The organism is Heyndrickxia sporothermodurans, from assembly GCF_003055045.1.
Classification (GTDB): domain Bacteria; phylum Bacillota; class Bacilli; order Bacillales; family Bacillaceae_C; genus Heyndrickxia; species Heyndrickxia sporothermodurans.
In genome coordinates this window covers 1-21,986 of record NZ_NAZB01000049.1, presented here as the reverse complement: position 1 = coordinate 21,986, position 21,986 = coordinate 1, and the positions used below count along the sequence as shown (strand labels likewise).

24 protein-coding genes, 1 pseudogene and 1 riboswitch are annotated in these 21,986 nt (G+C 36.9%); of the genes and pseudogenes, 7 read left to right on the top strand and 18 right to left on the bottom strand.

Translation table 11 applies throughout. The features are described 5' to 3' along the window. Positions 1 to 48 precede the first annotated feature (48 nt). From B5V89_RS16585 to B5V89_RS16570, 4 genes are read right to left on the bottom strand one after another with little or no spacing between them, the layout of a single operon-like run. Entirely contained in the window at positions 49 to 894 is an 846-nt protein-coding gene (locus B5V89_RS16585; protein WP_108073051.1) for a hypothetical protein, read from the bottom strand. Beyond that, positions 887 to 2,158 carry a phage tail spike protein gene (locus B5V89_RS16580; protein ID WP_108073049.1) on the bottom strand — a complete coding sequence of 424 codons (1,272 nt, stop codon included), beginning with the start codon at positions 2,156 to 2,158 and terminating at the stop codon, positions 887 to 889. The genes B5V89_RS16585 and B5V89_RS16580 overlap by 8 nt, the downstream gene beginning before the upstream one ends. A 17-nt stretch (positions 2,159 to 2,175) precedes the next feature. Next, entirely contained in the window at positions 2,176 to 3,849 is a 1,674-nt protein-coding gene (locus B5V89_RS16575; RefSeq protein WP_108073048.1) for a distal tail protein Dit, read from the bottom strand. After that, complete coding sequence (locus B5V89_RS16570; protein WP_213083812.1) at positions 3,846 to 4,754, bottom strand: lytic transglycosylase domain-containing protein; 909 nt, start codon at positions 4,752 to 4,754, stop codon at positions 3,846 to 3,848. The genes B5V89_RS16575 and B5V89_RS16570 overlap by 4 nt, the downstream gene beginning before the upstream one ends. Before the next feature lie 177 nt (positions 4,755 to 4,931). On the opposite strand from B5V89_RS16570, the gene B5V89_RS16565 reads away from it, so the two are divergent. Next, positions 4,932 to 5,660, top strand: a complete 729-nt coding sequence (locus B5V89_RS16565; RefSeq protein ID WP_244913524.1) for a tyrosine-type recombinase/integrase — start codon at positions 4,932 to 4,934, stop codon at positions 5,658 to 5,660. Between the two features lie 78 nt (positions 5,661 to 5,738). Here B5V89_RS16565 and rlmD read toward each other — a convergent pair whose 3' ends face one another. Together rlmD and B5V89_RS16555 are read right to left on the bottom strand one after the other, a co-directional pair. Next, positions 5,739 to 7,121: a 23S rRNA (uracil(1939)-C(5))-methyltransferase RlmD gene (gene rlmD, locus B5V89_RS16560; protein WP_108073046.1), complete on the bottom strand. Its 1,383-nt coding sequence runs from the start codon at positions 7,119 to 7,121 to the stop codon at positions 5,739 to 5,741. Positions 7,122 to 7,124: 3 nt separating this feature from the next. Beyond that, complete coding sequence (locus tag B5V89_RS16555; protein ID WP_107920532.1) at positions 7,125 to 7,997, bottom strand: DNA-3-methyladenine glycosylase family protein; 873 nt, start codon at positions 7,995 to 7,997, stop codon at positions 7,125 to 7,127. A gap of 190 nt (positions 7,998 to 8,187) precedes the next feature. On the opposite strand from B5V89_RS16555, the gene B5V89_RS16550 reads away from it, so the two are divergent. Together B5V89_RS16550 and B5V89_RS16545 are read left to right on the top strand one after the other, a co-directional pair. After that, on the top strand, positions 8,188 to 8,769 hold the full coding sequence (locus tag B5V89_RS16550) for a helix-turn-helix domain-containing protein (RefSeq protein WP_107920504.1): 582 nt from the start codon (positions 8,188 to 8,190) through the stop codon (positions 8,767 to 8,769). 22 nt (positions 8,770 to 8,791) lie between these two features. Beyond that, complete coding sequence (locus tag B5V89_RS16545) at positions 8,792 to 9,055, top strand: hypothetical protein (protein WP_066226095.1); 264 nt, start codon at positions 8,792 to 8,794, stop codon at positions 9,053 to 9,055. 132 nt (positions 9,056 to 9,187) lie between these two features. Here B5V89_RS16545 and pdaA read toward each other — a convergent pair whose 3' ends face one another. The 8 genes and pseudogenes from pdaA to B5V89_RS20210 form a co-directional block, all read right to left on the bottom strand. Beyond that, a complete protein-coding gene (pdaA, locus tag B5V89_RS16540) occupies positions 9,188 to 9,949 on the bottom strand; it encodes a delta-lactam-biosynthetic de-N-acetylase (RefSeq protein WP_108073045.1) in 762 nt (253 codons plus the stop codon). Between the two features lie 235 nt (positions 9,950 to 10,184). Next, a pseudogene (locus B5V89_RS16535) lies at positions 10,185 to 10,651 on the bottom strand (GNAT family N-acetyltransferase). Continuing rightward, a complete protein-coding gene (locus B5V89_RS16530; RefSeq protein WP_425319842.1) occupies positions 10,652 to 11,275 on the bottom strand; it encodes a GNAT family N-acetyltransferase in 624 nt (207 codons plus the stop codon). A gap of 18 nt (positions 11,276 to 11,293) precedes the next feature. Further along, on the bottom strand, positions 11,294 to 11,830 hold the full coding sequence (locus tag B5V89_RS16525) for a DinB family protein (RefSeq protein WP_066226089.1): 537 nt from the start codon (positions 11,828 to 11,830) through the stop codon (positions 11,294 to 11,296). A gap of 71 nt (positions 11,831 to 11,901) precedes the next feature. Continuing rightward, entirely contained in the window at positions 11,902 to 12,375 is a 474-nt protein-coding gene (locus B5V89_RS16520) for a methylated-DNA--[protein]-cysteine S-methyltransferase (protein ID WP_108073043.1), read from the bottom strand. Next, the gene (locus tag B5V89_RS16515; protein WP_108073042.1) at positions 12,368 to 13,276 is read right to left on the bottom strand and encodes a DNA-3-methyladenine glycosylase family protein; all 909 of its coding nucleotides are present in this window, start codon (positions 13,274 to 13,276) and stop codon (positions 12,368 to 12,370) included. The genes B5V89_RS16520 and B5V89_RS16515 overlap by 8 nt, the downstream gene beginning before the upstream one ends. Then, entirely contained in the window at positions 13,260 to 13,841 is a 582-nt protein-coding gene (locus tag B5V89_RS16510; RefSeq protein WP_108073040.1) for a bifunctional transcriptional activator/DNA repair enzyme AdaA, read from the bottom strand. Before B5V89_RS16510 ends, B5V89_RS16515 begins: the two co-directional genes overlap by 17 nt. A 69-nt stretch (positions 13,842 to 13,910) precedes the next feature. Continuing rightward, positions 13,911 to 14,078 (bottom strand): hypothetical protein, encoded by a 168-nt coding sequence (locus tag B5V89_RS20210; RefSeq protein WP_181294698.1) that lies wholly within the window; start codon positions 14,076 to 14,078, stop codon positions 13,911 to 13,913. 131 nt (positions 14,079 to 14,209) lie between these two features. On the opposite strand from B5V89_RS20210, the gene B5V89_RS16505 reads away from it, so the two are divergent. After that, a complete protein-coding gene (locus tag B5V89_RS16505) occupies positions 14,210 to 15,184 on the top strand; it encodes a nuclease-related domain-containing protein (RefSeq protein WP_108073038.1) in 975 nt (324 codons plus the stop codon). Here B5V89_RS16505 and B5V89_RS16500 read toward each other — a convergent pair. The 3 genes from B5V89_RS16500 to B5V89_RS20205 form a co-directional block, all read right to left on the bottom strand. Beyond that, positions 15,170 to 15,583: a DUF1259 domain-containing protein gene (locus tag B5V89_RS16500; RefSeq protein ID WP_066226073.1), complete on the bottom strand. Its 414-nt coding sequence runs from the start codon at positions 15,581 to 15,583 to the stop codon at positions 15,170 to 15,172. The genes B5V89_RS16505 and B5V89_RS16500 overlap by 15 nt on opposite strands. A 97-nt stretch (positions 15,584 to 15,680) precedes the next feature. Beyond that, a complete protein-coding gene (locus B5V89_RS16495) occupies positions 15,681 to 17,222 on the bottom strand; it encodes a fumarate hydratase (RefSeq protein ID WP_108073037.1) in 1,542 nt (513 codons plus the stop codon). Positions 17,223 to 17,407: 185 nt separating this feature from the next. Further along, positions 17,408 to 17,584, bottom strand: coding sequence for an SE1561 family protein (locus B5V89_RS20205; protein WP_165797778.1), 177 nt, complete (start codon positions 17,582 to 17,584; stop codon positions 17,408 to 17,410). Between the two features lie 166 nt (positions 17,585 to 17,750). On the opposite strand from B5V89_RS20205, the gene yfkAB reads away from it, so the two are divergent. The 3 genes from yfkAB (at position 17,751) to B5V89_RS16480 (ending at position 21,314) form a co-directional block, all read left to right on the top strand. After that, positions 17,751 to 18,878, top strand: coding sequence for a radical SAM/CxCxxxxC motif protein YfkAB (yfkAB, locus tag B5V89_RS16490; RefSeq protein WP_107920970.1), 1,128 nt, complete (start codon positions 17,751 to 17,753; stop codon positions 18,876 to 18,878). Positions 18,879 to 19,069: 191 nt separating this feature from the next. Continuing rightward, positions 19,070 to 19,171: riboswitch (SAM riboswitch) on the top strand. 80 nt (positions 19,172 to 19,251) lie between these two features. After that, on the top strand, positions 19,252 to 20,379 hold the full coding sequence (locus B5V89_RS16485) for a 5-methyltetrahydropteroyltriglutamate--homocysteine S-methyltransferase (protein ID WP_066226064.1): 1,128 nt from the start codon (positions 19,252 to 19,254) through the stop codon (positions 20,377 to 20,379). Between the two features lie 392 nt (positions 20,380 to 20,771). Next, a complete protein-coding gene (locus B5V89_RS16480; protein ID WP_108073036.1) occupies positions 20,772 to 21,314 on the top strand; it encodes a hypothetical protein in 543 nt (180 codons plus the stop codon). Here B5V89_RS16480 and B5V89_RS16475 read toward each other — a convergent pair. Further along, positions 21,287 to 21,844, bottom strand: coding sequence for a cysteine hydrolase family protein (locus B5V89_RS16475; RefSeq protein WP_108073034.1), 558 nt, complete (start codon positions 21,842 to 21,844; stop codon positions 21,287 to 21,289). The two genes, B5V89_RS16480 and B5V89_RS16475, sit on opposite strands and share 28 nt — an antisense overlap. Between the last annotated feature and the right edge of the window lie 142 nt (positions 21,845 to 21,986).

Here is a 21,986-nt window from a genome sequence, read left to right as displayed (position 1 = left end):
GGGTATCTTCTACTTCCTCTTCCCATGTTGGCATTTTCAATCACCTCCTTAGGAACTTGGTGTGTCGCCTTTAAAAAAAATATTAAACTTTGTTCCTGCCCCGATTGTCACATTTTCGTTCAATGGATTGATAAAAGGCTGTACAACATCACCCTTATTAAACTGATACATAAAGCTGACTCCAACAAATGGTGTAGCGTAGGAGCTTGATAATGCCTCGTCCATCATATCGATATCGGTTTCGACTCCGCCGGTGGTTTTAAAAAAACCAAAACGTAAATACGAGTTAGCAACCGTTAAATCGGCGGTCACTTTGGCGATTATATTAATTTCATAAACTCCCGTTCTCGGGATGGTATATTTATTTGCCGCAAAATTACCTATTGGAAAGGCAGTAATAATGTTTCCTAAAATAGACAGTTTATTTTTAGAGCCTTTAGTAAGCGTCTGCGTGCCATTACTCTGTACGATAGCATGATTGCAAAAATTACCGACATCATATAATTCACGAGCAGGCACTTTAGCTGTACCATCCTCATTCCACTCTCTTACGATTTCTAGTTTTTTCGTCCGAAAGGAAGCGTAATCCCTTGCCGCAATCCACAATCTTGGAATATTGAAGTCTCCTAATTTCGCAATATCGTTTTGTTCCATAGTTGCTAGGTTTGCATACTCACCATCTGACATATAAGCAAAAAGATTATGGTCATTGCCTAGATACAGGCTGGAGAGAAACGCTGCCGCATTGCCTTTTTTGGTATATGGTAAATCTTGCTCTGTAACCATCGCCTCTTCTAGTTTTTCAACATTAGCATTGAGTTCTTGAAACGTTCGAAGCTTTTCGTCCTTCGCTTCCCACAAGTATAAATTTAGCTTTTTAGAATAATTAGCCATAAACTTCCGCCTCCCACGATTGCGTTAAATCATCGTCCTCCCATGTGCTCCTATGGATTGGAGGAGGTAAAGGACCCTTAAAAATACTTTCTCCAACTTCATCCCACAAGGCTTCTTTTTTTAATAATTTTGATTGCAAATCTCGCATTTCTTTGGTGATATTGCTTTTAGCAATCTTATAATTTCCTAGCGTACATCGATCCTGTGTAGGGTCGCTAAAACAGGTTTCTAGCCTTCTGATTCGCGCCTCCAAATAAAGTGCAGGAGAAAAGGTTTCATCGATGACATAAACTTTGTCTCCTAATCTTACTTTTTCATGTTCAAGGTTGGTGAGTCTTTCTAATAATGCCACGTCCAATTCATACGTAATTAAAGGGGTTTTCCTGTTTTGCAGCTCTTGCCAAGTAAGGACTAATAACTCCTCTGCGTTATTGGTGTCATATTGAAAAACACCAAATAGGTGTTTACCTTTAACTCCATATCGTTGCAAGGCCTCTGGATCACCAACCCAATCTTGATTAAGGGGTTTATCAAAACTATGTCCTTTACTTTTGTAATAACCTATACTTTTGAAAGTCGTATCAATGCCGTCAGAATCAGCTTTTCCCACTCCTATCAATGCGGTTACTACGTTAGTCATATCAATTTTTCGTTTAATAGATGAAATGTCTTTGTTATAGACAAATCGCTTTTTGGTGTCTGTGCCGCGTTGTTTTAATAAATCCACATAACGATGGGTGATTTCACCGTTTTCCATTTTCACTCGATATTGTTTTTCTCCGGAAAGTGTTTTAGCTACATTTTGCAATTCAGTTTCAGCGTTATTATAATTCTCAAAAACAAAATTTCCGACACCAAAATAATCTACTTCTCCACGTTCCCATCGAGTTCCGAATAAAATAATGTCCAATATTTGTTCAGCGCTTTTTGACATGTGGCTGGATGGTCTTACAATGTCATTTAATAGCTCCATTCCTGCATTTTCTGCATAAATATATTTTTCTCCCGAGTTGGCGTGGGTTTCATCAATTTCCATAACAGTAAACATAATTAATTCACCATCAAGGTTTTTCCGCACAATAAAACCACCCTCTTCGACTAAAATAGCATTTGGGTGGTTAGATGGGATAAAAAATTCATATGATGAATTCCCTGTGTCAAGGTCCTCAATTAATTTGTCGTTATAATACGGGCATGAGTCTGGACTACCGTTATTGGTAAAGATAGCTTGGACTTTTTCGTGACGATCTAAATAGAAAATCAAAGGATTTCACCTCCCTTTTACAAATATCTTTCTGTAAACGATGCACTATATGTTGCAGCAGGGTCATCGCTATTTACTTTAACCTGAGTTTCTCCCTCAACAATTGGAAAAAACGTACTTGCTACATCCACATTCTGCATAAACGGATCACCGTTCAGCCAAACAGAACTATCCGTTAAATCAACCTCTAGCTCATCACCTGCTTGAAAAATGGCAGGAACATCGATTACTTTATCCGTGTTATATTTAAGAACTTTTAGATCAGTTATCTGCATTTTTTGAGCTACCGGATCATTATCATATTTTGCAAAATGGATAACGATATATGACAAGGCAGCCTTTGTAAACTTTCCACCCGTATCATAAAATGTCTTTTTAATTGTCTTAGTTTTTTTAAAATTACTATCCATTCTTGATATTTCAGCATACCACTTAGTACCGACACGAGATAAGACAAATTCACCGTAAAAGTCGTTATACTCTCCTACATGAGTCGGATAAACTGTTTTGACAACAGTCTTATCATAGACTTTTAACTTTTGACCAGCAGACAATTTGCTGGATGTTGTTTTACCATTTAGCTTTGCTAAGTCATTTGCAGACATATTATGTTTTTTCGCAATACTAGCCCATGTGTCACTTTTTTTAACGGTGTAAGTCGTATAAAGCTTTTGTTTCTCTTTTTTACCAGATGGAGCAGCAGGTTGTCTTTCTAAAAAAGTTGTATTTTGGATATAAATTTCAGGGATATTAAATTCGTAATGCTTATAGACATCTTTCATAACAAACTTGCCAATCTTTTTACCGGACACATCAAACATGTAAACTTCTAATCTACCTTTTTGATCACCGTCTAATTTTGATGTTCCATCTTGTGAATAAAAATCCATTCGCGCCCGAACTTCAAAGTCTTTTACTTGCTCGGATAAGTTTTTTCGTATGGCTGGACCATGCCACAGTTTTGCTCCGTCCGTACCTGGCCCATAGTCACTCGCTTTAATTGCATCATTTACAGACACAACAGACCCTGCATTTTGCCGTTCTGCATCTAAAGCATTACCCGCGTCAGTCCATCCTATAGTGGTATTCATTTTATCGTTTAAAACGTATTGCGTTTTAGGCAACACCGTTTGACTCGGCTCACTCGGGTTACCAATAAGAATGACACCATCCGGGGATATAAAGCTGACAAATGTTGCATCGTTTTGAAAATTAACATTAAACTTAGGGAATGTCGTTGTGGTGCCTTCGTTATTAAATAAAAATATATTATCCGCATCAGGAACAAACGTTTTTTCAGTCGTTGAGTAAGCAAATGGATCCGGACAAAGAAAGGTAAGAGTACCTTTACCTATTCTCATTAATTCATCCAACATATCTGTATCCCCGGATAAGATTGCAAAATATTGCTTATCAGGTTCATCGGATATAATTAATTCTGTGGGTTCTTCAATGTCCAGAGAGTAAGCAAAAAAACGGATAATGTTCATATATTCGACAGGAGAGTTCCCGAACACTGTTAATTCAATATCTATTTTTCTAATCCCATAACGTGCACCTGTGAAGTATGCACCATGACGGGACGGTACAGTTAACGTAGAAATTTCACGAGGAGGAAGAATGCTACGTGTAATTTTTTGTATAAGAAAAAATCTACTTATATCTACACCCGCATATGTGACTGTTCTCATGTTTCTCCCCCAAATCTATTTTTTCTAGTTTTTATTCTTTCTATCTCACTTCCCATGTCTTCGGCAGTCAGTCTAATAAGTTCTCTTTTATCCATTTGAACACTAATTGGCCATGAAGAAACTAATTGAGTTAATAAATCAATTTGTCTTTGCATCAAGGATATTTGTTGATCTTGACGATTAACAAGTTCTTTATAATCATTATTAAAATTGGTAGTTATATTAGGCAACTGATTAGGACGTTTATTTCCTTGAATTTGTTTTCCAGCCAATGCCAATAACTTCATAGCATCGGTTCTCCTGCTTGGATCAGTAGGTATAACAAATTCTGGCCAACCACCTTCAGCAAGGCGATACAGCCCCTCATCATTGATTAATCCACCTGTCTTATATCCAACACCTCTATATGCTTTTGAAAGGGAGCCATAACGTGCTAAAGCGTATCTAATAGATGCCAAAATGTTTGATAATGGATCCCAAATATTCGTGTTATAGCCCGGCATTGCATAAGCCTTAAATGTGGGATCAATAACCTGCATAAGACCTTTCGATGGAGTCCCTCTTAAAGCATTAATATCCCATAGGTTAATAGCCCTTGGATTACCTCCAGATTCAGTCTGCATTTGATACAGCAATCTGTCCAGATTAGCCTTCGTAAACTGTCCTGTCATTGACAATGCTTTGGCTGCAATACCCGCCCACTTTTGCACTCCTGCACCAGCTGAGCCGCCAATACCACCAAACCAATTACCCCATAAATCCTTAATCCAACTTGTAGCCATTTCTCCAATTGATTTTAAAGGGTTACCAGTAAGATTATTCATTATTGATGGTAAAGCAATTTTATTTAAACCAAATTTATCTGTTGCAAAATTCCAAACAGAGTCAGCACCTTTTAAAAACAAATCGAAAAAATCTCCAATACCATCAGCATAACCAGGGAACCCATAAGATTTTAATAATTTTTCAGTTTGCTTGTTTGGTAATACAGATGTACCTCGAGGTAAATTACTAAATAATTCCGGACCGCTTGCTCCTAATAATGTTTTTCAAAAAGTTCTATTGCGAACTTCAATGGAGTATTGCAAAAAGCATTTAGAATGGGAGTGGATCCTTATAATTTCATAAAACATAATCCGGCATCAACTATTAAACTTCCGAAATTTGATGAATCTTTAAAAGATGATAAATTAAAAATCATTAGTAGAGATGATTTTGAAAAAATAATTGAAAGGTTTCCAGAAGGAAGTTCATTTTATATTCCTTTACAAATAGCTTTTCATACTGGTATGAGAGCATCGGAGGTTTGTGGTTTAACCTGGGATTATGTTGATCTCAAAAAGGGAATTATTAAAGTCCGTCAAATACTTATATTAAAAGGGAGTAAAGTTGAATTCGGTACACCTAAAACCACATCGTCAAATAGAGATATATTAATTGGGGAGACATTATTGAATATTCTTAAGAGACACAAAGAAAATCAAGAAAAAAACAAGGAAGTTTATAAGGAATATTACACAAATTCAAATTTTGTTTGTACTAAAGAAAATGGACAAGTTATTACCATGAACACTTTAAAATACCTAAGTAGAGTAGTAAATTATGAACTATGCATTAACTTTAATTTTCATTCATTACGTCACACACACGCTACAATGTTGTTAGAATCCGGTGCTATCCCAAAAGATGTTCAAAAAAGACTCGGCCATAATAGGATGTCTACGACTCTCGATACGTATTCCCACGTTACTGAAACAATGAAAGAATCAACAATTAATCTTTTTGAACAGTTCTTAAAAAATAAGAAATAATGCCACCGCATGCAGAAAAACGGTGGCAAATGGGTGGAAATTAGATTAATTCACATTATTTTTCTCTTAAAAACCTTGTCACTTCAATATCAACTGTGCTACACTTTCCACATGCGCAGTCTGCGGAAACATATCCACCGGCTGCAAATACTCCACCTGATATTTTTTACTTAACACCTGCAAATCCTTTGCCAAAGTAGACGGATTACACGATACATAAATAAATTTCTTCGGTTTCACTTTTAAAATAGTTTCGAGAAATTTCGGGTCACAGCCTGTTCTTGGAGGATCGACAACAACGACATCGGGACGCCAGCCTTCTTTGACCCATTTTGGCATGAGTTCTTCGGCTTTGCCGGTGAAATAGGTTGCATTTTCAAAGCCGTGCTTTTTGGCGTTTTTCTTTGCGTCTTCAATTCCTTCGGGGATGATGTCCATGCCGCGGATTTCTGCAGCTCCGTCAGCAAGCCATAGACCGATTGTACCGACTCCGCAATAGGCGTCGACGATTTTTTCTTTTCCAGTTAACTCGGCTGCTTTTTTTACTTCATTATATAGTTTGACCGTCTGCTCGGGATTGAGTTGGAAGAAGGCACGAGCAGATAGTTCGTAAGTGAATTCTTCTAGTCGTTCCTCAACGATCTCTTTTCCTGATAGATGAACCGTTTCATCTCCCAAAACGATGGATGTCCGTTTTGGGTTAACGTTTTGCATGACTGAAACGACTTCCGGCAAGCGAGTTTTGATTTCTGAAATAATCGCTTCTTTCCGTGGCAGTTCTTTTTTTGCTGTGACAAGCATGACTTGGACTTGTCCTGTTTGGATTCCGACACGTGTAACAATCGTGCGGACGATGCCTTTTCTTGTTTTTTCATTATATATAGGCACTTTGAAGTCAGCGAGAATTTGTTTGACGACGTTTGTTACTTTATTTGTTACTGGCTGTTGGACGATGCATTCCGGGATGTTAATTAAACGATGGGAATCGATGCTATACATGCCTGCAATGACTTTTCCGTGATCGAAGCCAACTTGAAATTGGCTTTTGTTGCGGTAATGCCATGGGTTGTCCATTCCGATTGTTGGGCGAATATCTAGCTCTTCAATCGCAAAGCGTGTGTGCCGTTCGATCGCTTGGATGAGAATGTCGCGCTTTTCTTTCAGCTGTTGACTGTATTCTAAATGCTGGAGCTGGCATCCACCGCATTGTTCATAGACGATGCACGGTGCTTTGACGCGATGTTCTGAGCGTTTACGTACTTTTTTGACAATGGCTTCTGCGTATTTCAGGTGGGCTTTCGTTACTTCTACAACAACCTCTTCGCCAGGTAATGCACCAGGTACGAAGACTACTTGTTTTTTAAAATAGCCGACTCCCTCTCCGTTGATTCCAAGACGCTTAATTGTTAATGGGAATTGTTGTTTTTCTTTTATTAAAAGGGTTTTCTCGTTTTTCAACATTGATCACTCCGCTGTCTCGATGCTTCTCCATAAGTAAAGGGAGGCATAGCTTAAATATGGATGCCAGTCCTGACTGAAATTCTCCATTTCTTCATAGGTTGGCTTTTTTTCTAGTTTAAATAACTTTTTAATTGCATTTTGTATGCCGATATCTGCTAATGGGAATAAATTCGGTCTGCCCAAACCGAACATTAGAAAGTTTTGTGCGGTCCATGGGCCGATGCCGCGTATTTTTACTAGTGTTTTTGTGACTTCCTCATCTGATTTAATAGCAAGTTCTTGTAAATTGAGTTCGCCACTTACAATTAATTTGGATAAGCCGATCAAGTACTCCGCTTTTCTTTGGCTAAATTTCATTGATCGTAATTCTTCGATTTCAATTTCAGCTACTCTGGCAGGTGAGGGATAAAACCATACACCATCTTGCTCGAACCCATATGTATGGACGAAGTTTTCCGTCAATGCCATCGCAAATTTCATATTTAATTGTTGATGAATAATGCATTTAACTAAACAATTATATGGTGAAAAATCTAATATGATCGGTGTTCCACGATGTTTCATAAAGATTTCATTCAATGTTGTTTGCTGAAAATGATTGTTAATCTCGTCTAAAGTCACATTCCATTGAAAAATCTTGTACACCTGTTCAATTACATGAGCCTTCGTTTGTTCATTTTTTCCTTTTATTAAAAAACAAGGCTTATCCGTTGTCCCAATCGCTTGAATGCTGACTACTTCAGCCTCCGACTCATACACTGGGATATTGATCGTTCTCGATTCAATATGAACATCATTTAATGGATCAATTGACTGTCTTTGCAAAGCTAAATCAAAATCATAAGGTCCACTTATATTAACCGTTTCTTCCCACATTCTCCCCACCCATTTCTATCTCAGAGCTTTTTTGTATTATATCATAAAGGAATCATGAATGCGGTTAATCCAAAACAACGGGAACTTCCGCAAATTACCTGTTTACTAATTTCGACAATACCTCTATGGTCTTAAAAAATATGTTATAATATATACAGATAAATAATATAGCATACAAACAAGGAGTTATATGGATAAAAATTTTTTATCAAGTCAAATTGGACAACAATTGCGCTTCTATCGACAGCAGCGTCAATTGTCATTAGATGAGCTTTCTGAAATTACCGGCGTGAGTAAGCCGATGCTTGGACAGATTGAACGAGGGGCATCGAATCCGACTGTGGCTGTCCTATGGAAAATTGCTTCGGGGTTACAAGTTCCACTTGCTTCCTTTCTCATGAAAAATCCTTCCATAAAGTTGATTCGAGAAGATGAACAGCCTTTTTTCAAAGAAGATCATGATTTATTTGAGGCATATACCAATTTTGCTTTGCCTGGTATTCCTTTAGAAAATTATCGCATCCGTATGCATCCGGGCTGTCTTCATCAATCAGAAGCTACAAGTATTGGTGTTACAAAAATGATTACGGTTTATTCCGGTGTTCTTTGTATTGAAATAGGTGGAGAAAAACATACGTTGCAAAAAGGGGACGCAATTTCTTTTTCAACCGATGTGCAACAAACATATCAAAACTCATATGAAGATATATGTGAATTTCACATGACCATCCATTATTCAAGTCCTTATATGAACGCACAAACGAGCTGCTAACTTTATGAAAGAGGTGCTTTTTTTGGCAAAAGTAAAAGAAACGATGTATTATTTGAATAATCCAGAGAGACATATCGTTATGTTGGCTTCAGAAACACAACTGAAATATGAAGGGATTATTAAAGAAATATTCGGCGTTGCGTGTGAAAGTGATTTGCAAATGATGATTAAATTTAATAAAGGATTTAAAGAAAGCATTTGCCATGAGTTCGGAGTAGATGAGAACAAAATTACACTTAGTATGGTTTTTCGTCAAGCGACACAAGCGGATTTAGTGGAAAATTAACATATTAAAGAACTGTTCATTTAGAAGCCAGTCTACTCCGACTGGCTTTTTATTTGCTCCATTTCCTATTGAGTGAAGGAAATTTCAATTTTTTTTAATTGTGGTGCCTGACACTCTCCAAGTGAGAGAGAATTATTTAAACTTATCTATCCGTTTAAATGTATATCCTCGTGCTTTCAAGTCTTTGATTACTTTTTCAAGTGCATCCGCGTTATCTTTGGAGACGGTGTGAAGAAGTAAGACGGCACCTGGATGAACTTGAGCCATAATATTATCATAGGAATATTTCCAGCCTTTTTGTTGATCTACCAACCAATCTTTAAATGCTAGTGACCAGAGGACATGGGTATATCCTTCTTCATTGGCAAGCTGCATTGTTCTTTCACTTAAAATACCTCTTGGCGGACGTAAATAATGCATTTCTTTTTGCTTTGTTATTCTGGCAGTTTCATCTTTTACTTTTTTTAATTCTTCTTTTAATTTTTCATCTGAAACTTGGGTTAAATCCGGATGGCTCCAGGAATGATTGCCGATAAGATGGCCCTCATTAACCATGCGTTTAACAAGCTCTGGTTCCGATGTTAAATAATGACCAGTCACGAAGAAAATTGCCGGTACTTTTTCTTTTTTTAATACATCTAATACTTTTGGGGTGTACCCGTTCTCATACCCGTTATCGAATGTTAAGTACAGAACTTTTTTATTTGGATCTCCTTTATAAAAAGCATGGTGTTTACGTAAAAGCTCATCATAGGCTTTCCCCGCCTCAGCTTGCTGTTCATTTTCCCCTTTGGAAAAACCCCAATGAACTGGAGCATTCGAAATTGCTGATACTGGATTTGTATGAATTATCATTAACAGAACTATGGTCGTCATTAGAAACCATTTTTTCATGAATTCACCTTCTTTTTATTAAGTATTTTTTTCGAAGGTGAAATAGATATGCTGATTAAAAATTACCAATCATTTTCATTGTGGATAAGCTATATTTATTTTCAGTAAAATCATTTCTATTGTGGATATTGCGAATATTGTGGATGAATCTGTTGATGAGTGGTTATTTTTGTGGATAATAGTTTGAATTAATTGAATTTTACCGTAATATGTGAATAAGTTTAAGAGCGAATACTTACCGCAAACGCTCTTTCTTCATAATTTCTTCGTCACCAACTGACATATCTATTGAAATGAATCCTAGATGTTCATACAATCTTCGCGCAACAATATTATTTTTATGAACCGTCAAACGAATTTCCTGACATTGGGGGAAGCGATTTTCAATCCAAGTCATCATTTCGATCATTGCTCGCTTGCCATATCCTTTTTGTTGAAAAGCTTGATCGATGAAAAATCCCCGTTTATCCAATACATATTTTTTGTTGTTTCTTCATAGGCGTGCATGATAAATCCTACCATTTGGTCTTTATCGTAAATAGCAAATGGGAGATATTCTACATTTTCGCCATCCGGTTTAATGAAAACTTTGGCTAATGAGACAGCGACTGTTGGAACAAAATCACGTTGGTGGTCGGAGATTTTTAAAGCTAATGCCTCTTCCCAATTATCTCTTGTTACTAGTTTAAAATGGATGTTCAATTAATCCCTCTTCTCAATGGGTTTGAAAGCTGAATATGAGCTTCTTTTATCTTTTAATCCTTTTTTCACTTTTGGCCATTCCTGATTGGTGATTGAATACACAACAGCATTTCGTATATATCCATCAGAAAGGATGCGTTCATTTCTTAATATTCCTTCTTTCACGGCACCTAGGCGTTCAATTGCTTTTTGTGACCGCTGATTCCTCTCATCTGTTTTTAACTGAACTCTAATCATTTGTAACTCTTCAAAACAATAGGTTAAAAGAAGCAGTTTACAATCTGTATTCACAAACGTTCGCTGAAAATCGATCCCATACCATGTCGAACCAATTTCACATGATTTTTGTTTAAAATCGATATAGCTCATTTTTGTCGTTCCAACTACTTGATTGGTCTCCTTCAATAATACGACAAATGGCAATGCTGTTTTCTGCTCACGTTGTTTGATTGCAGCCGAAACAATCTCCTGCATTTCTTGTTCCGATTCCACAACGCTCAACATATATTTCCAGTGGCTTGGATCATTGATTTCAAAAAGGGATTGGGCATGTTCCATTTGCATAGGGATTAATTTGATTCTTTCATTTTCTAATGTTGGCAGGTTTTTGAAAAGTTCGAACAAAGGAATATCTCTCCTTAATTATAAAGTTTGAAATGCTTCAGCCTCTAAATACCGCTCTTTTAAAATCCGGCGATGATGTATTTCATGCCCTGCGATAATGTAGGCCAATGCTCGAACGGATACTACTGAGTGGTTTGCATTCCCTTTTTGCAGCCATGCTTCTTCTTCTAAACCTTTTAATAAGTGAATCGTTGATTGACGAACACTATGTAAATTTTCGAGTAGTTCTTTGATTGATTGACGGTTGAAATTTGCACTTTGTACATATTCATTTTCTTCGAAACCTGGCAATGAGACAGAATCACCACGTGCAATCGTAAGAAGTCGATACGCCATAATCCGTTCGGCATCTGCCATATGACCAAGCACTTCTTTGATACTCCATTTTTCAGGTGCATAGTTGAAATATGCTTGCTGTTCTGAAATGCCATTTAACAAATGAAGTGTTTCTTCTATTTGTTCTTGTAAAATGGTTTCGATGTCTCCTTCTGGAACCAAACTGATATACGTTGAAAAAGAAGGATTGTATTCATCTGAATTTGGGCGCTTTGTCACGTTCATCACACCTTTATTTGAATTTTTTCACTTTATTTTAACATAAAATTCATATTTGTTCGGATAATATTTTAATTATTGGCCATAGATTGTTCATGATTCAGCAGCCATTCTTTTCTCCATAATCCACCCGCGTAACCAGTTAATGTCCCATTTGCTCCAATAATTCGATGACACGGGATTATGATACTTAATTTGTTTCTTCCATTAGCCGTGCCAACTGCTCGTACAGCTTTTTCGTTTCCAATGGACAAGGCGATGTCCTTATATGAGCATGTATTTCCATAGGATATTTTCGTTAATGCATTCCATACTGATTTTTGAAAGTCTGTGCCTTCATATTCATATGGGATCGTGAAGTCTTTTCGTTTTCCTTTAAAATATTCGTCTAGCTGGTGATAGCAATCCTTTAAAACAGTTGGCGTGTCGTCCTGTAGGGAGTTTATTTTTGTTTCCTCCTCACAAAACAAAATTGATCGAATTGCTTTGTCCGTTCCAGTGATTTCTACTAGCCCGATAGGTGATTGATAATAAATTTTATTCATACAATGACCTCCATAAATAGAAAGTGGCATATGCTTGCCAACCTTCCCAATTAGCCGCAAATTCATTTATTTCTTCGATTGTTGGTTTGCGTTCAAGCTGTAACTGTACTTTTAATGCGTTATGAAGTCCAACATCAGCGATAGGAAACGCAGATGGATGATTTAGGCATTTCATCATGACATAATCTGCTGTCCATGCACCAACACCTCTAATGGACATTAGCTTTTTATGTATTTGTTCAAAATCCTTTAATTGATGGAAGTTTTCCTTTGTTATCTCTCCATTTGTCATTGCTTTTGCGATGTCGATAATATATTCAGCTTTGCGTGTCGTGAATTGAAGCTGTTTTAAATCGTTTACATGCAAACTTGAAATTGCTTTCTCGGTAGGATGTAGCCAGTAAGTCGCTTTGTTCCACTCTAGTTTATCTCCAAATTGCTTTACTAGCCTACTTTTTAACGTGTAAGCAAATGTCAGATTGATTTGCTGACCGATAATTGCCCAGGTTAGTGCTTCAAATAAGTCAGGAATCCCGATAATTCGTAGTCCTGCATATTTTTCCACTAGCGGGGATAATATTTTATCTTTTTTCGCGATTTTGTAATAGCTTTTTAGATCCTTGTCTAAATCGAACCAATTCCAAATATAGAATGCAATTTTTTCACGTTTTGATGGGGTTCCTAATGGAAACTCAACATGTATGGTAGTTGGATCCTTGCTTGTTATTTTTAGTAAAATTAATTCTTCATTTATTTTTATCAGTTTGTATAGTTCTTTATCTTTTATTTGATGGAGCACTTCTTGTTCAGATCGACCTAAGAAAACGAGCAACTCGTCAAAATTGAATTCGGGTGGTGTACAAATGTCAATGGATGTTTCGAGATCAATCCACTTTACCATTATGGCTCCTTTCCCGTTCCCGTCGATATTCATTAGGCGAACACTGCTTCAGACGGCGAAATGTTTTGTAAAAATTAGAAGGAGTACGGAATCCTACCTCATAGCAAATGTCTAGGTTTGTGAGAGCCGTATGATTAAGGAGAAATTCCGCTTTATCGATCCTAATTTTCTCCAAGTAAGCCCTTGGCGTTTCGGAGGTTTCCTGCTTAAACACTCGTTCTAGATAAAATGGGCTGACCCCAACATGATCTGCAATCGTTTGTAGTGTGATCCTCTGTTTGTAGTGATTCACTAAATAGGAAATCACGCTTTTTACTAATGCTGTATTCGGAGAATGCTCGACCTCCGGCTGACATCTTTTACATGCTCGGTAGCCGGCGTTTTCTACCATTTGAATATCGTGATAAAACTCTACGTTTATTTTTTTGTGCTTTCGTGATCGGCAAGATGGACGACAATAGATTTTTGTCGTTTTCACAGCCGTATAAAATAACCCATCATATGTGCGATCACAAGCGAGAATAATTTCCCACATTTCATCAAAAGTTAAGTTTAGGTCAGCCATTACTCGAGATTCCTCCTTTATATCCTCTATTATAAAAGAATGTTCTATCATTTTAACAATTCGGCAGTATTATTTCGTCCTTTTTCTTGCTTTTATGGTCGGATTTATTTGTGGATTCATTGTCCACATTTCGTTCGGGGCTATTTCTATTTGTGGATAATAGAAACAAATTTGTGACTCATAGATCTTCGTTTGTGCATCATACCCATTCATTTGTGGATCATCCGCTTTTTCCAAACTGCTATTTTCCGTGATCCTCAACCGGTAATCAAATTTTTTCTTCATTGAATCAAAAAAATTTTAAAAATTAAAAGGGTTTTTCAAAAGTATTGTTGAAGAATTTACTATTCTAGAAAGGAGGAAGTCGATTGATTGATAAAGATTTAACTGTACCAATTAAATTGCAGGCGGATTATGCACTTGATGAGCGCTTGGCAGAGGATTATCCTAGGAAAGGAGCGATTTTAGAGGATATCGCAAAAAGAGAAGCGGGCTATAATGGCGAGAAAAACCTGTGTTACCACTTGAATTTTCTACCGAAAGAGGATTTCAGAATCCTTTTTGATCTACAATTAAAAATTAATGACAAGGAATTCCAAATTGATGTTCTATTGATTTCGCTTTACTTTGCATTAATCATCGAAGCGAAAAACTTTGCCGGAACGTTAGTATTTGATTCAAAATTTAATCAATTTATTCGTACCATCAATAATAAAGAAGAGGGATACCCAAATCCGTTAACCCAAGCGAAGAAACACCAACTACTCTTCGACTCTTGGCTAAAAAAGAACAAGTTCCCACTCCCTGTTGATTATTTAGTTGCGATCAGTTACCCTTCCACGATTTTACGATCAACCGAAGCAAAAAAGATACCGATCCATGATAAAATTCTCCATGCTGAAAATATTCCTTTAAAAATTCATGACCTTCAAAAACGATATAAAGAGCCACTTTTAACTCCTAGATCATTAAAAAAATTATCCGAAACAATCATCCGATCACATACTCCATTAAGACCAGAAATTCTTCAAACATTTTCTATTCCTTCAGAGGATATTCAAAAAGGAGTTTGCTGCCCTCAATGCAAAGGGTTCGCCATATTGCGAAAATATAGAAGATGGCATTGTCCGCATTGTTCATTCATTTCGAAAGATGCACATGTACAAGCATTAAAAGACTTCTATCTATTGATTTCCCCTACTATTACCAACCTACAATGCCGAGAGTTCCTTCATTTATCTGACAGAAAAACAGCACAATTTTTATTAACATCCCTTAACCTGTCTTATTCTTATATAGGAAGAAAAAGGGTATACCATTTTCATGATTTATTTCTCCGTTGAAACGGGATAACTTTGTAGAAATCGAAAGGAATAAGCCACCTTTTTTGCAAAATTAAGTGGAGGCTCAACTGATTGAATGTGTAGGTACAAAAGGGAAGGCTCCATAAATATCCAATGATTATGGAGAGCACTGATCATGATTCCTTGCTGGACGAGTGTCTGGACAAAAGCGGGGACCTCCTCTTGAAGGATGGCGATTTCTCCAAAATTCAAAGCATTTCCGTGCTGATCTAACGATTCGAATGCGAATCCTGCGGGTCCAACTGATTTACTTCGTTTGCCTTGGACGGTTACATGAAATTGACGATGTAAATCGACAGAACAGACACCTTGACTAATTTTGCTTTTTCCATTAAGAATCTTAGCAAACTCCTGACAAATATTTTCAAATTGACTCATCATTACTCCCCCTTAATAGAACGTTATGTAGGTGGAGGCAGCTTTATGAAAATAATGGAGCTAGATCTATTATTAGACCTAGCTCTATTCCGACTTATTAAAAAACTCGCTCTTTAAATTGAGCTAATTTTTCTAATGAAGATTTGTCTACATCTGCGTGTAAACTGTTTCCGTGTGAATCCATTGTCACTACTGCTGTGAAGCCTTCGACATTTAAGTGCCACATTGCTTCAGGAATACCGAACTCTGTAAGGTCAACACCATCAACTTTTTTAATACAATCAGCATAGTATTGTGCTGCACCACCGATTGCATTTAAGTATACTCCGCCATGTTCTTGAAGGGCTGCAAGGGTTTTTGGTCCCATTCCGCCTTTACCGATAACGGCACGAATACCGAATTTCTTCATAATGTCCCCTTGATACGGCTCTTCGCGAATAGAAGTTGTTGGGCCAGCTGCTTTGACTGTCCAATTGCCTTCTTCATCCTTCGCCATTACTGGTCCACAGTGGTAGATCACTTGGCCATTTAAATCTACCGGTGCGTCATGATCAGTTAAGTATTTGTGAATCGCATCACGACCTGTATACATTCTGCCATCAATACGGACAACATCGCCAACTTTTAATTCGCGGATTTGTTCTTCGGTAATTGGTGCAGTTAACGTTACAACATTGCTTTCTTCTTTTGAAACTGCCACTTCGTTTTCTGCTTCATTGGCGAATTCAATTTTTTCACCATCTTGGTATAACCATTCTTGGATATCCCCTGTTTTTGGGTCTACTTTTACGCCGAGACGACGGAAAGCCCAACAGTTGTAGGCAACTGATACAAAGAAGCTGGCAGGAATACGGTTCATTACTCCGATTTTACAACCTAATAGAGTTGTTTCGCCGCCGAATCCCATTGTTCCAATTCCTAATTTATTGGCATTTTCCATAATGTACTCTTCAAGTTTGCGTAAATCTTCATGTGGGTTTACATCTTCAACTGAACGGAATAATTGTTCTTTCGCTAAATCGTACCCAGATGAACGATCTCCGCCGATTCCAACTCCGATGAATCCTGCACTGCAGCCTTGCCCTTGTGCTTGATAAACAGAATGAAGGATACATTTACGAATCCCGTCAAGATCACGTCCTGCACGTCCTAATCCATCTAATTCACATGGAAGACTGTACTGGATGTTTTTATTTTCACAGCCGCCGCCTTTTAAAATTAAACGAACATCGATGTAATCGTTTTCCCATTGGTCAAACTTAATAACAGGTGTTCCGCCGCCGAGATTGTCTCCACTGTTTTTCCCGGTTAAGGAATCCACTGAATTTGGACGAAGCTTTGTATCTTTTGTCGCTTGCGCAATCGCGTTGTAGATTGCTTCTTTTATTTTGATTTGGTTTACGCCAACAGGTGTTTTAATTTTAAAGGTAGGAAGACCTGTGTCTTGACAAATTGGTGAAATATTCTCATCTGCCATTTGGATGTTGTTTGTAATCGTCCCTAAGCTCATTGCTGCACGAGTCCCGGCACTTTCACTTTGCTTTGCTTTTTTCACTGCTCTACGAACATCTTTTGGTAGATTAGTAGAAGTTTCAACAATTAGTTGGTACATGCTCTCTTGGAACTTTTCCAAATTCATCTTATTCCTCTCCCTTATTCCTTCTAGATATATGTATAAATTCCATAATCATTATACTCCTTATAACAATTGATTTAAAGGGAAGATTTTGGTGCGATCCTTTCATTTACTTGGCTCTCGCTTAGTCCGATTTATCTGGTTAAAACGATAAAAAAAGCCAAACCTAATTTGGTTTGACCTTCCTCTTACTTTTTAAATTGCTCACATTTCATTTCCAAATCGTCAATCATTTCGATTAAGCGGTCAATGTCTTCCAATTCTGTATCTTCAGGATCAATGGAATCCAATACTTCTAAAAACATATTTAATCGTTGTTTTAAATAAAGCACTTGTGAATCTTTATCATGAACTGCGTTTCCCAAAGGTGCGTCTCTCCTTTCGTCATTTTACTATCATACCAAACATATACTTAAGTGAAAACATCTTGTTCTTTCAAAAATGATTACCCTGGGTTAATATGATATCTGGGTGTCTTTTAAAAGAAATACCCAATAATAGGTTTATAAATAATTAGAGGAGTCTTGTATTATGCAAAACGTTTCACAACTTCCATTGATTACCCCGTCAAATGATCCGTGGGAAGCGTACTTGGATGTAAAAGATCATGGAAGCCTTGTTCTATCGAATATTGAATTTACAACTACCACCCTTTGTAATATGCGCTGTGAGCATTGTGCGGTAGGATATACGCTGCAGCCAAAGGATCCAAATGCATTGCCGTTAGAGCTGTTACTTCAACGTTTGGAAGAAATTCCACAATTGCGCGCATTGAGTATTACGGGTGGAGAGCCGATGCTTTCAAAAAAATCGGTAGAAAATTATGTTCTTCCATTACTTAAGTATGCCCATCAAAACGGCATCCGAACACAAATTAATTCAAACTTAACCCTTGACCCCGATCGCTACTTATTAATTGCTCCATATTTAGATGTCTTACATATTTCTCATAACTGGGGAACGGTAGATGATTTCATTGATGGTGGGTTTGCTAACATGGCTAGAAAGCCTACGCGCGAACAACGAAAAAAGTTATTTGACCGAATGATTGAAAACAGTCGGCTTCTTTCTGAAAAAGGTGTCATGGTTTCTGCAGAAACAATGTTAAATAAGCGCACACTTCCACATTTAGAACATATTCACCGACAAATTGTCGAGGAAATGAAATGTGCTCGTCACGAGGTTCATCCAATGTATCCAAGTGATTTTGCTGCGAATTTAGAAGTGCTGTCACTTGAACAAACACGCGAAGCAATTCATCATTTGCTTGACATTCGCGATGAAAATACTTGGATGTTATTTGGAACTTTGCCTTTCTATCCATGCAGTCCGAATGAAGAAGATTTAACCTTACTGAAGAGGCTGTATTCGAGTAAAAATGTGACTGTGCGAAATGATCCTGATGGACGTTCACGATTAAATGTAAATATTTTCACTGGGGATGTTATTGTTACTGATTTTGGTGATACACCGCCACTTGGAAATATTCAACATGATGCTCTTCCAGCTTTATATGAAAAATGGATGGCAACACCTTTGGCGAAATCATTGAATTGCCATTGTCCAGCGGTTCAATGTGTGGGTCCAAATGTGCTTGTGAAAGATGCCTATTATCGTGAGGTTGATTTTCAAAAGAGGAAAGCTAATATTAGTTTATAAAATATTTAAACGCTCGGAACACTCTGGGCGTTTAATTTTTACTTACCTTGATAATTAAAGTTCGTTAAAAAAGGGCAAATTCCTTTTACTAGACTTTTCTCTTATATTATTTCAATATATTTTGTAAAACAAATTATTGACAGAACAGCAAAACAAGTGTAATTTAACTTGTAGTTAAATAGTTTTGAATATTCTTATCTAGAGAGGTGGAGGGACTGGCCCTTTGAAGCCTCGGCAGCAGACTTTTCGAAGTACTGTGCCAATTCCAGAAGCGAAAAGCTTGAAGATAAGAAGAGATCCGATTATGGAAATTACCCCTCTTCTTATTTATGTGAAGAGGGTTTTTTATTTTGAGTGAGAGGGGATATATTTTATGACAAAGACATTGACGAAAGCTCCATTTAAAGCTGATCATGTGGGCAGTTTTCTTAGAACGGAGCCGATTAAAGAAGCGAGGAAAGCTTTTGCAAATGGAGAAATCGATAAAGCTGCATTAAAGGCTGTAGAAGATAAAGAAATCGAGAAACTTGTGCAAACGGAAATTGAGGTTGGACTTAAATCAATTACTGATGGGGAATTTCGACGTTCCTATTGGCATTTAGATTTTTTAGCGGGTTTAAAGGGTGTTGAACTGTTTGAAGCGGAATATATTAATAACTTTAAAGGATCGCAGCCGAAAAATAATGCGATTAAAATAGTCGATAAAATAGAATTCCACAATCATTATATGCTCGAACACTTTAAGTTTTTAAAAGATGCCGTAGAAAAGTATGGGGATGGCAGCCAAGTCGCCAAGTTTTCTATACCAAGTCCAAATATGTTATTCACTAGAATTCAAGGGGATGAATATTATAATGGCGATACAGAGCAGTTCTATCGTGATACTGTTGTTGCCTATCAAAAAGCCATTCAAGCATTCTATGATGCCGGCTGCCGATATTTGCAATTAGATGATACTTCGTGGATTGATTTTGTTTCGGAAGAGCGAATCAAAGCAGTTGTTGAAAAACTTGGAATGGATGTACAAGACATCATTGATACGAGAGTACGTTGTTTAAATGATGCGATTTCACAGAAGCCTGATGATATGTTGATTACGATGCATATTTGCAGAGGAAACTTCCGCTCTACCTTTATTACAAGCGGCGGATATCATACGATTTCTGATGCCATTTTTGCAAACTTAAACGTCGATGGACTTTTCCTTGAATATGATGATAATCGTTCAGGCGATTTTGAACCATTAAAAAGTTTTACACGGGGTGACCTGACCGTTGTACTTGGATTAATTACGTCAAAATTCCCGGACCTAGAAGATTCTAATAGAATTAAAGATAGAATAAAAGAAGCTAGTCAATATATTCCTTTGGAAAACCTAGCCTTAAGTCCTCAATGCGGATTTGCAAGTACGGAAGAAGGGAATGTATTAACCGAAGAGGATCAGTGGAATAAAATTAAACATGTAAATGAAATTGCTAAGGATATTTGGAATACACTCTAAAATGTATGCCTCCTTCCATGATGGAAGGAGGTCATTTCATTTATTTTGGCTATTTTATAAATAAAATTGATTACTCCTAATAGTAAACTGATTTTTAATACAAATGATGTTCTAATTTACCTGTGGCTAACCGGGGAAATTTGGTTTGTGCATCATAAAATTTTGTTTATGACGCATGAAGTTTGGTTTGTGCATCATACTTTGTCATTTGTGGATCATAGACTCTTTTTCAAACGACTAATTTCCAGTCTATAGATTTTTAAAATTTTATTTGTGGCACATCATGCCCGTCTATGTAGTAGATATTTGTTTCATTTAAATTCTCAATTATCTTTGTATAATATTCCAAAATCTCCAAACTCTATTTATATACAGACGAAGGAGAATATCAAATGGCTCAAATCATCTTATGGGGTATACTTATTATTTCATGGCTTTCATTGTTTTTTCTAAAAAAAGATTCTATCCGCCGGTTTATGCCTGTAGCAATTTTTGCTGCCTTATTAGTCACCATAATTGAAGAAATCGGTTATGTTTACAATTGGTGGACGATTCTGGGGAAAATTTTTCCGTGGGAACATTTCATTACATATCCTTTAACCTATGGTCCTTTTTTAGTGGGAACGATATGGATTTTCCATTTTACGTATGATAAGTCCTTTTGGGTTTATATTTTGACTAATGCAATCATTGACGCTTTCCATGCATTTGTTATGCTTAATCTTTTTACATATTTCGGAATATATAGGTTAAATAACATCAATAATTTCGGGTTATTTATTCTAATATTCTGTCTTTCGTTTGTGATATATCCTTATCAGATATGGCAAGACAAAATTATGAAAAAAGTTAATGAAGATAAAAAAGGCCGCCATTTCGGCAACCGTATTTTTAAAGAAATTTATTATTATCGATACGAGTCATGTGTCGGATGAAACAAGTCTTCCTCCGCATTTCTAACCATTGAAAAATGTTCGACATTGTAGTGCCCATGAAGGGTACGATTATGATGCTTGATGATTTGTTCCGCACTTAAACTATCATTATCTGTTGTCGAATGTCCATCACCGACTAATGTCACATCAAAACCAGTAATAGTGGCAGTTCTAACTGCACTATCTATACAATGTTGTGTCGCACATCCCATAATAACAATATGCTCAATCGCTTGTGATCGCAAATGAGAAAGAAGTCCCGTCCCATGGAAGCAATTTGTTGCAGCTTTATCAAAAATTTTTGAATCAGAAGGAACATTAATCGCGTTGTGAACCTGAAACCCTTCCCCTTTGCCTTCAGCTACGTCAATATCCCTTATAAACACAACTGGAACATTAGATTCTCTTGCCTTTTCAATGACTAAATTAATATTGCTAATCAGTTGCTCTTTATTGAAAACAGCACTTTCGTTTTCATTCCCATCAATTAATTGTTGTTGGGCATCAATAATTAATAAAGTTTGATTCAAATGATTTTCCCCTTTCAATTCTCGGGAAAACGCTATAAATAATTAGTTAGCTGTTCTCCCCTTACTATCTTTCACGCTAACATATTTTTTGTTTGTCATACGATCAACCCCCTTAAAAAATTGCGTTTTGTCAAAACTTTTA

Excerpts from the sequence above, each read along its gene's own strand:
- B5V89_RS16585 (WP_108073051.1), bottom strand. The coding sequence starts at position 894 with ATGGCTAATTATTCTAAAAAGCTAAATTTATACTTGTGGGAAGCGAAG.
- B5V89_RS16575 (WP_108073048.1), bottom strand. The coding sequence starts at position 3,849 with ATGAGAACAGTCACATATGCGGGTGTAGATATAAGTAGATTTTTTCTT.
- rlmD (WP_108073046.1), bottom strand. The coding sequence starts at position 7,121 with ATGTTGAAAAACGAGAAAACCCTTTTAATAAAAGAAAAACAACAATTC.
- B5V89_RS16555 (WP_107920532.1), bottom strand. The coding sequence starts at position 7,997 with ATGTGGGAAGAAACGGTTAATATAAGTGGACCTTATGATTTTGATTTA.
- B5V89_RS16550 (WP_107920504.1), top strand. The coding sequence starts at position 8,188 with ATGGATAAAAATTTTTTATCAAGTCAAATTGGACAACAATTGCGCTTC.
- pdaA (WP_108073045.1), bottom strand. The coding sequence starts at position 9,949 with ATGAAAAAATGGTTTCTAATGACGACCATAGTTCTGTTAATGATAATT.
- B5V89_RS16520 (WP_108073043.1), bottom strand. The coding sequence starts at position 12,375 with ATGAATAAAATTTATTATCAATCACCTATCGGGCTAGTAGAAATCACT.
- B5V89_RS16515 (WP_108073042.1), bottom strand. The coding sequence starts at position 13,276 with ATGGTAAAGTGGATTGATCTCGAAACATCCATTGACATTTGTACACCA.
- B5V89_RS16510 (WP_108073040.1), bottom strand. The coding sequence starts at position 13,841 with ATGGCTGACCTAAACTTAACTTTTGATGAAATGTGGGAAATTATTCTC.
- B5V89_RS16500 (WP_066226073.1), bottom strand. The coding sequence starts at position 15,583 with ATGAGTCAATTTGAAAATATTTGTCAGGAGTTTGCTAAGATTCTTAAT.
- B5V89_RS16495 (WP_108073037.1), bottom strand. The coding sequence starts at position 17,222 with ATGAATTTGGAAAAGTTCCAAGAGAGCATGTACCAACTAATTGTTGAA.
- yfkAB (WP_107920970.1), top strand. The coding sequence starts at position 17,751 with ATGCAAAACGTTTCACAACTTCCATTGATTACCCCGTCAAATGATCCG.
- B5V89_RS16485 (WP_066226064.1), top strand. The coding sequence starts at position 19,252 with ATGACAAAGACATTGACGAAAGCTCCATTTAAAGCTGATCATGTGGGC.
- B5V89_RS16480 (WP_108073036.1), top strand. The coding sequence starts at position 20,772 with ATGGCTCAAATCATCTTATGGGGTATACTTATTATTTCATGGCTTTCA.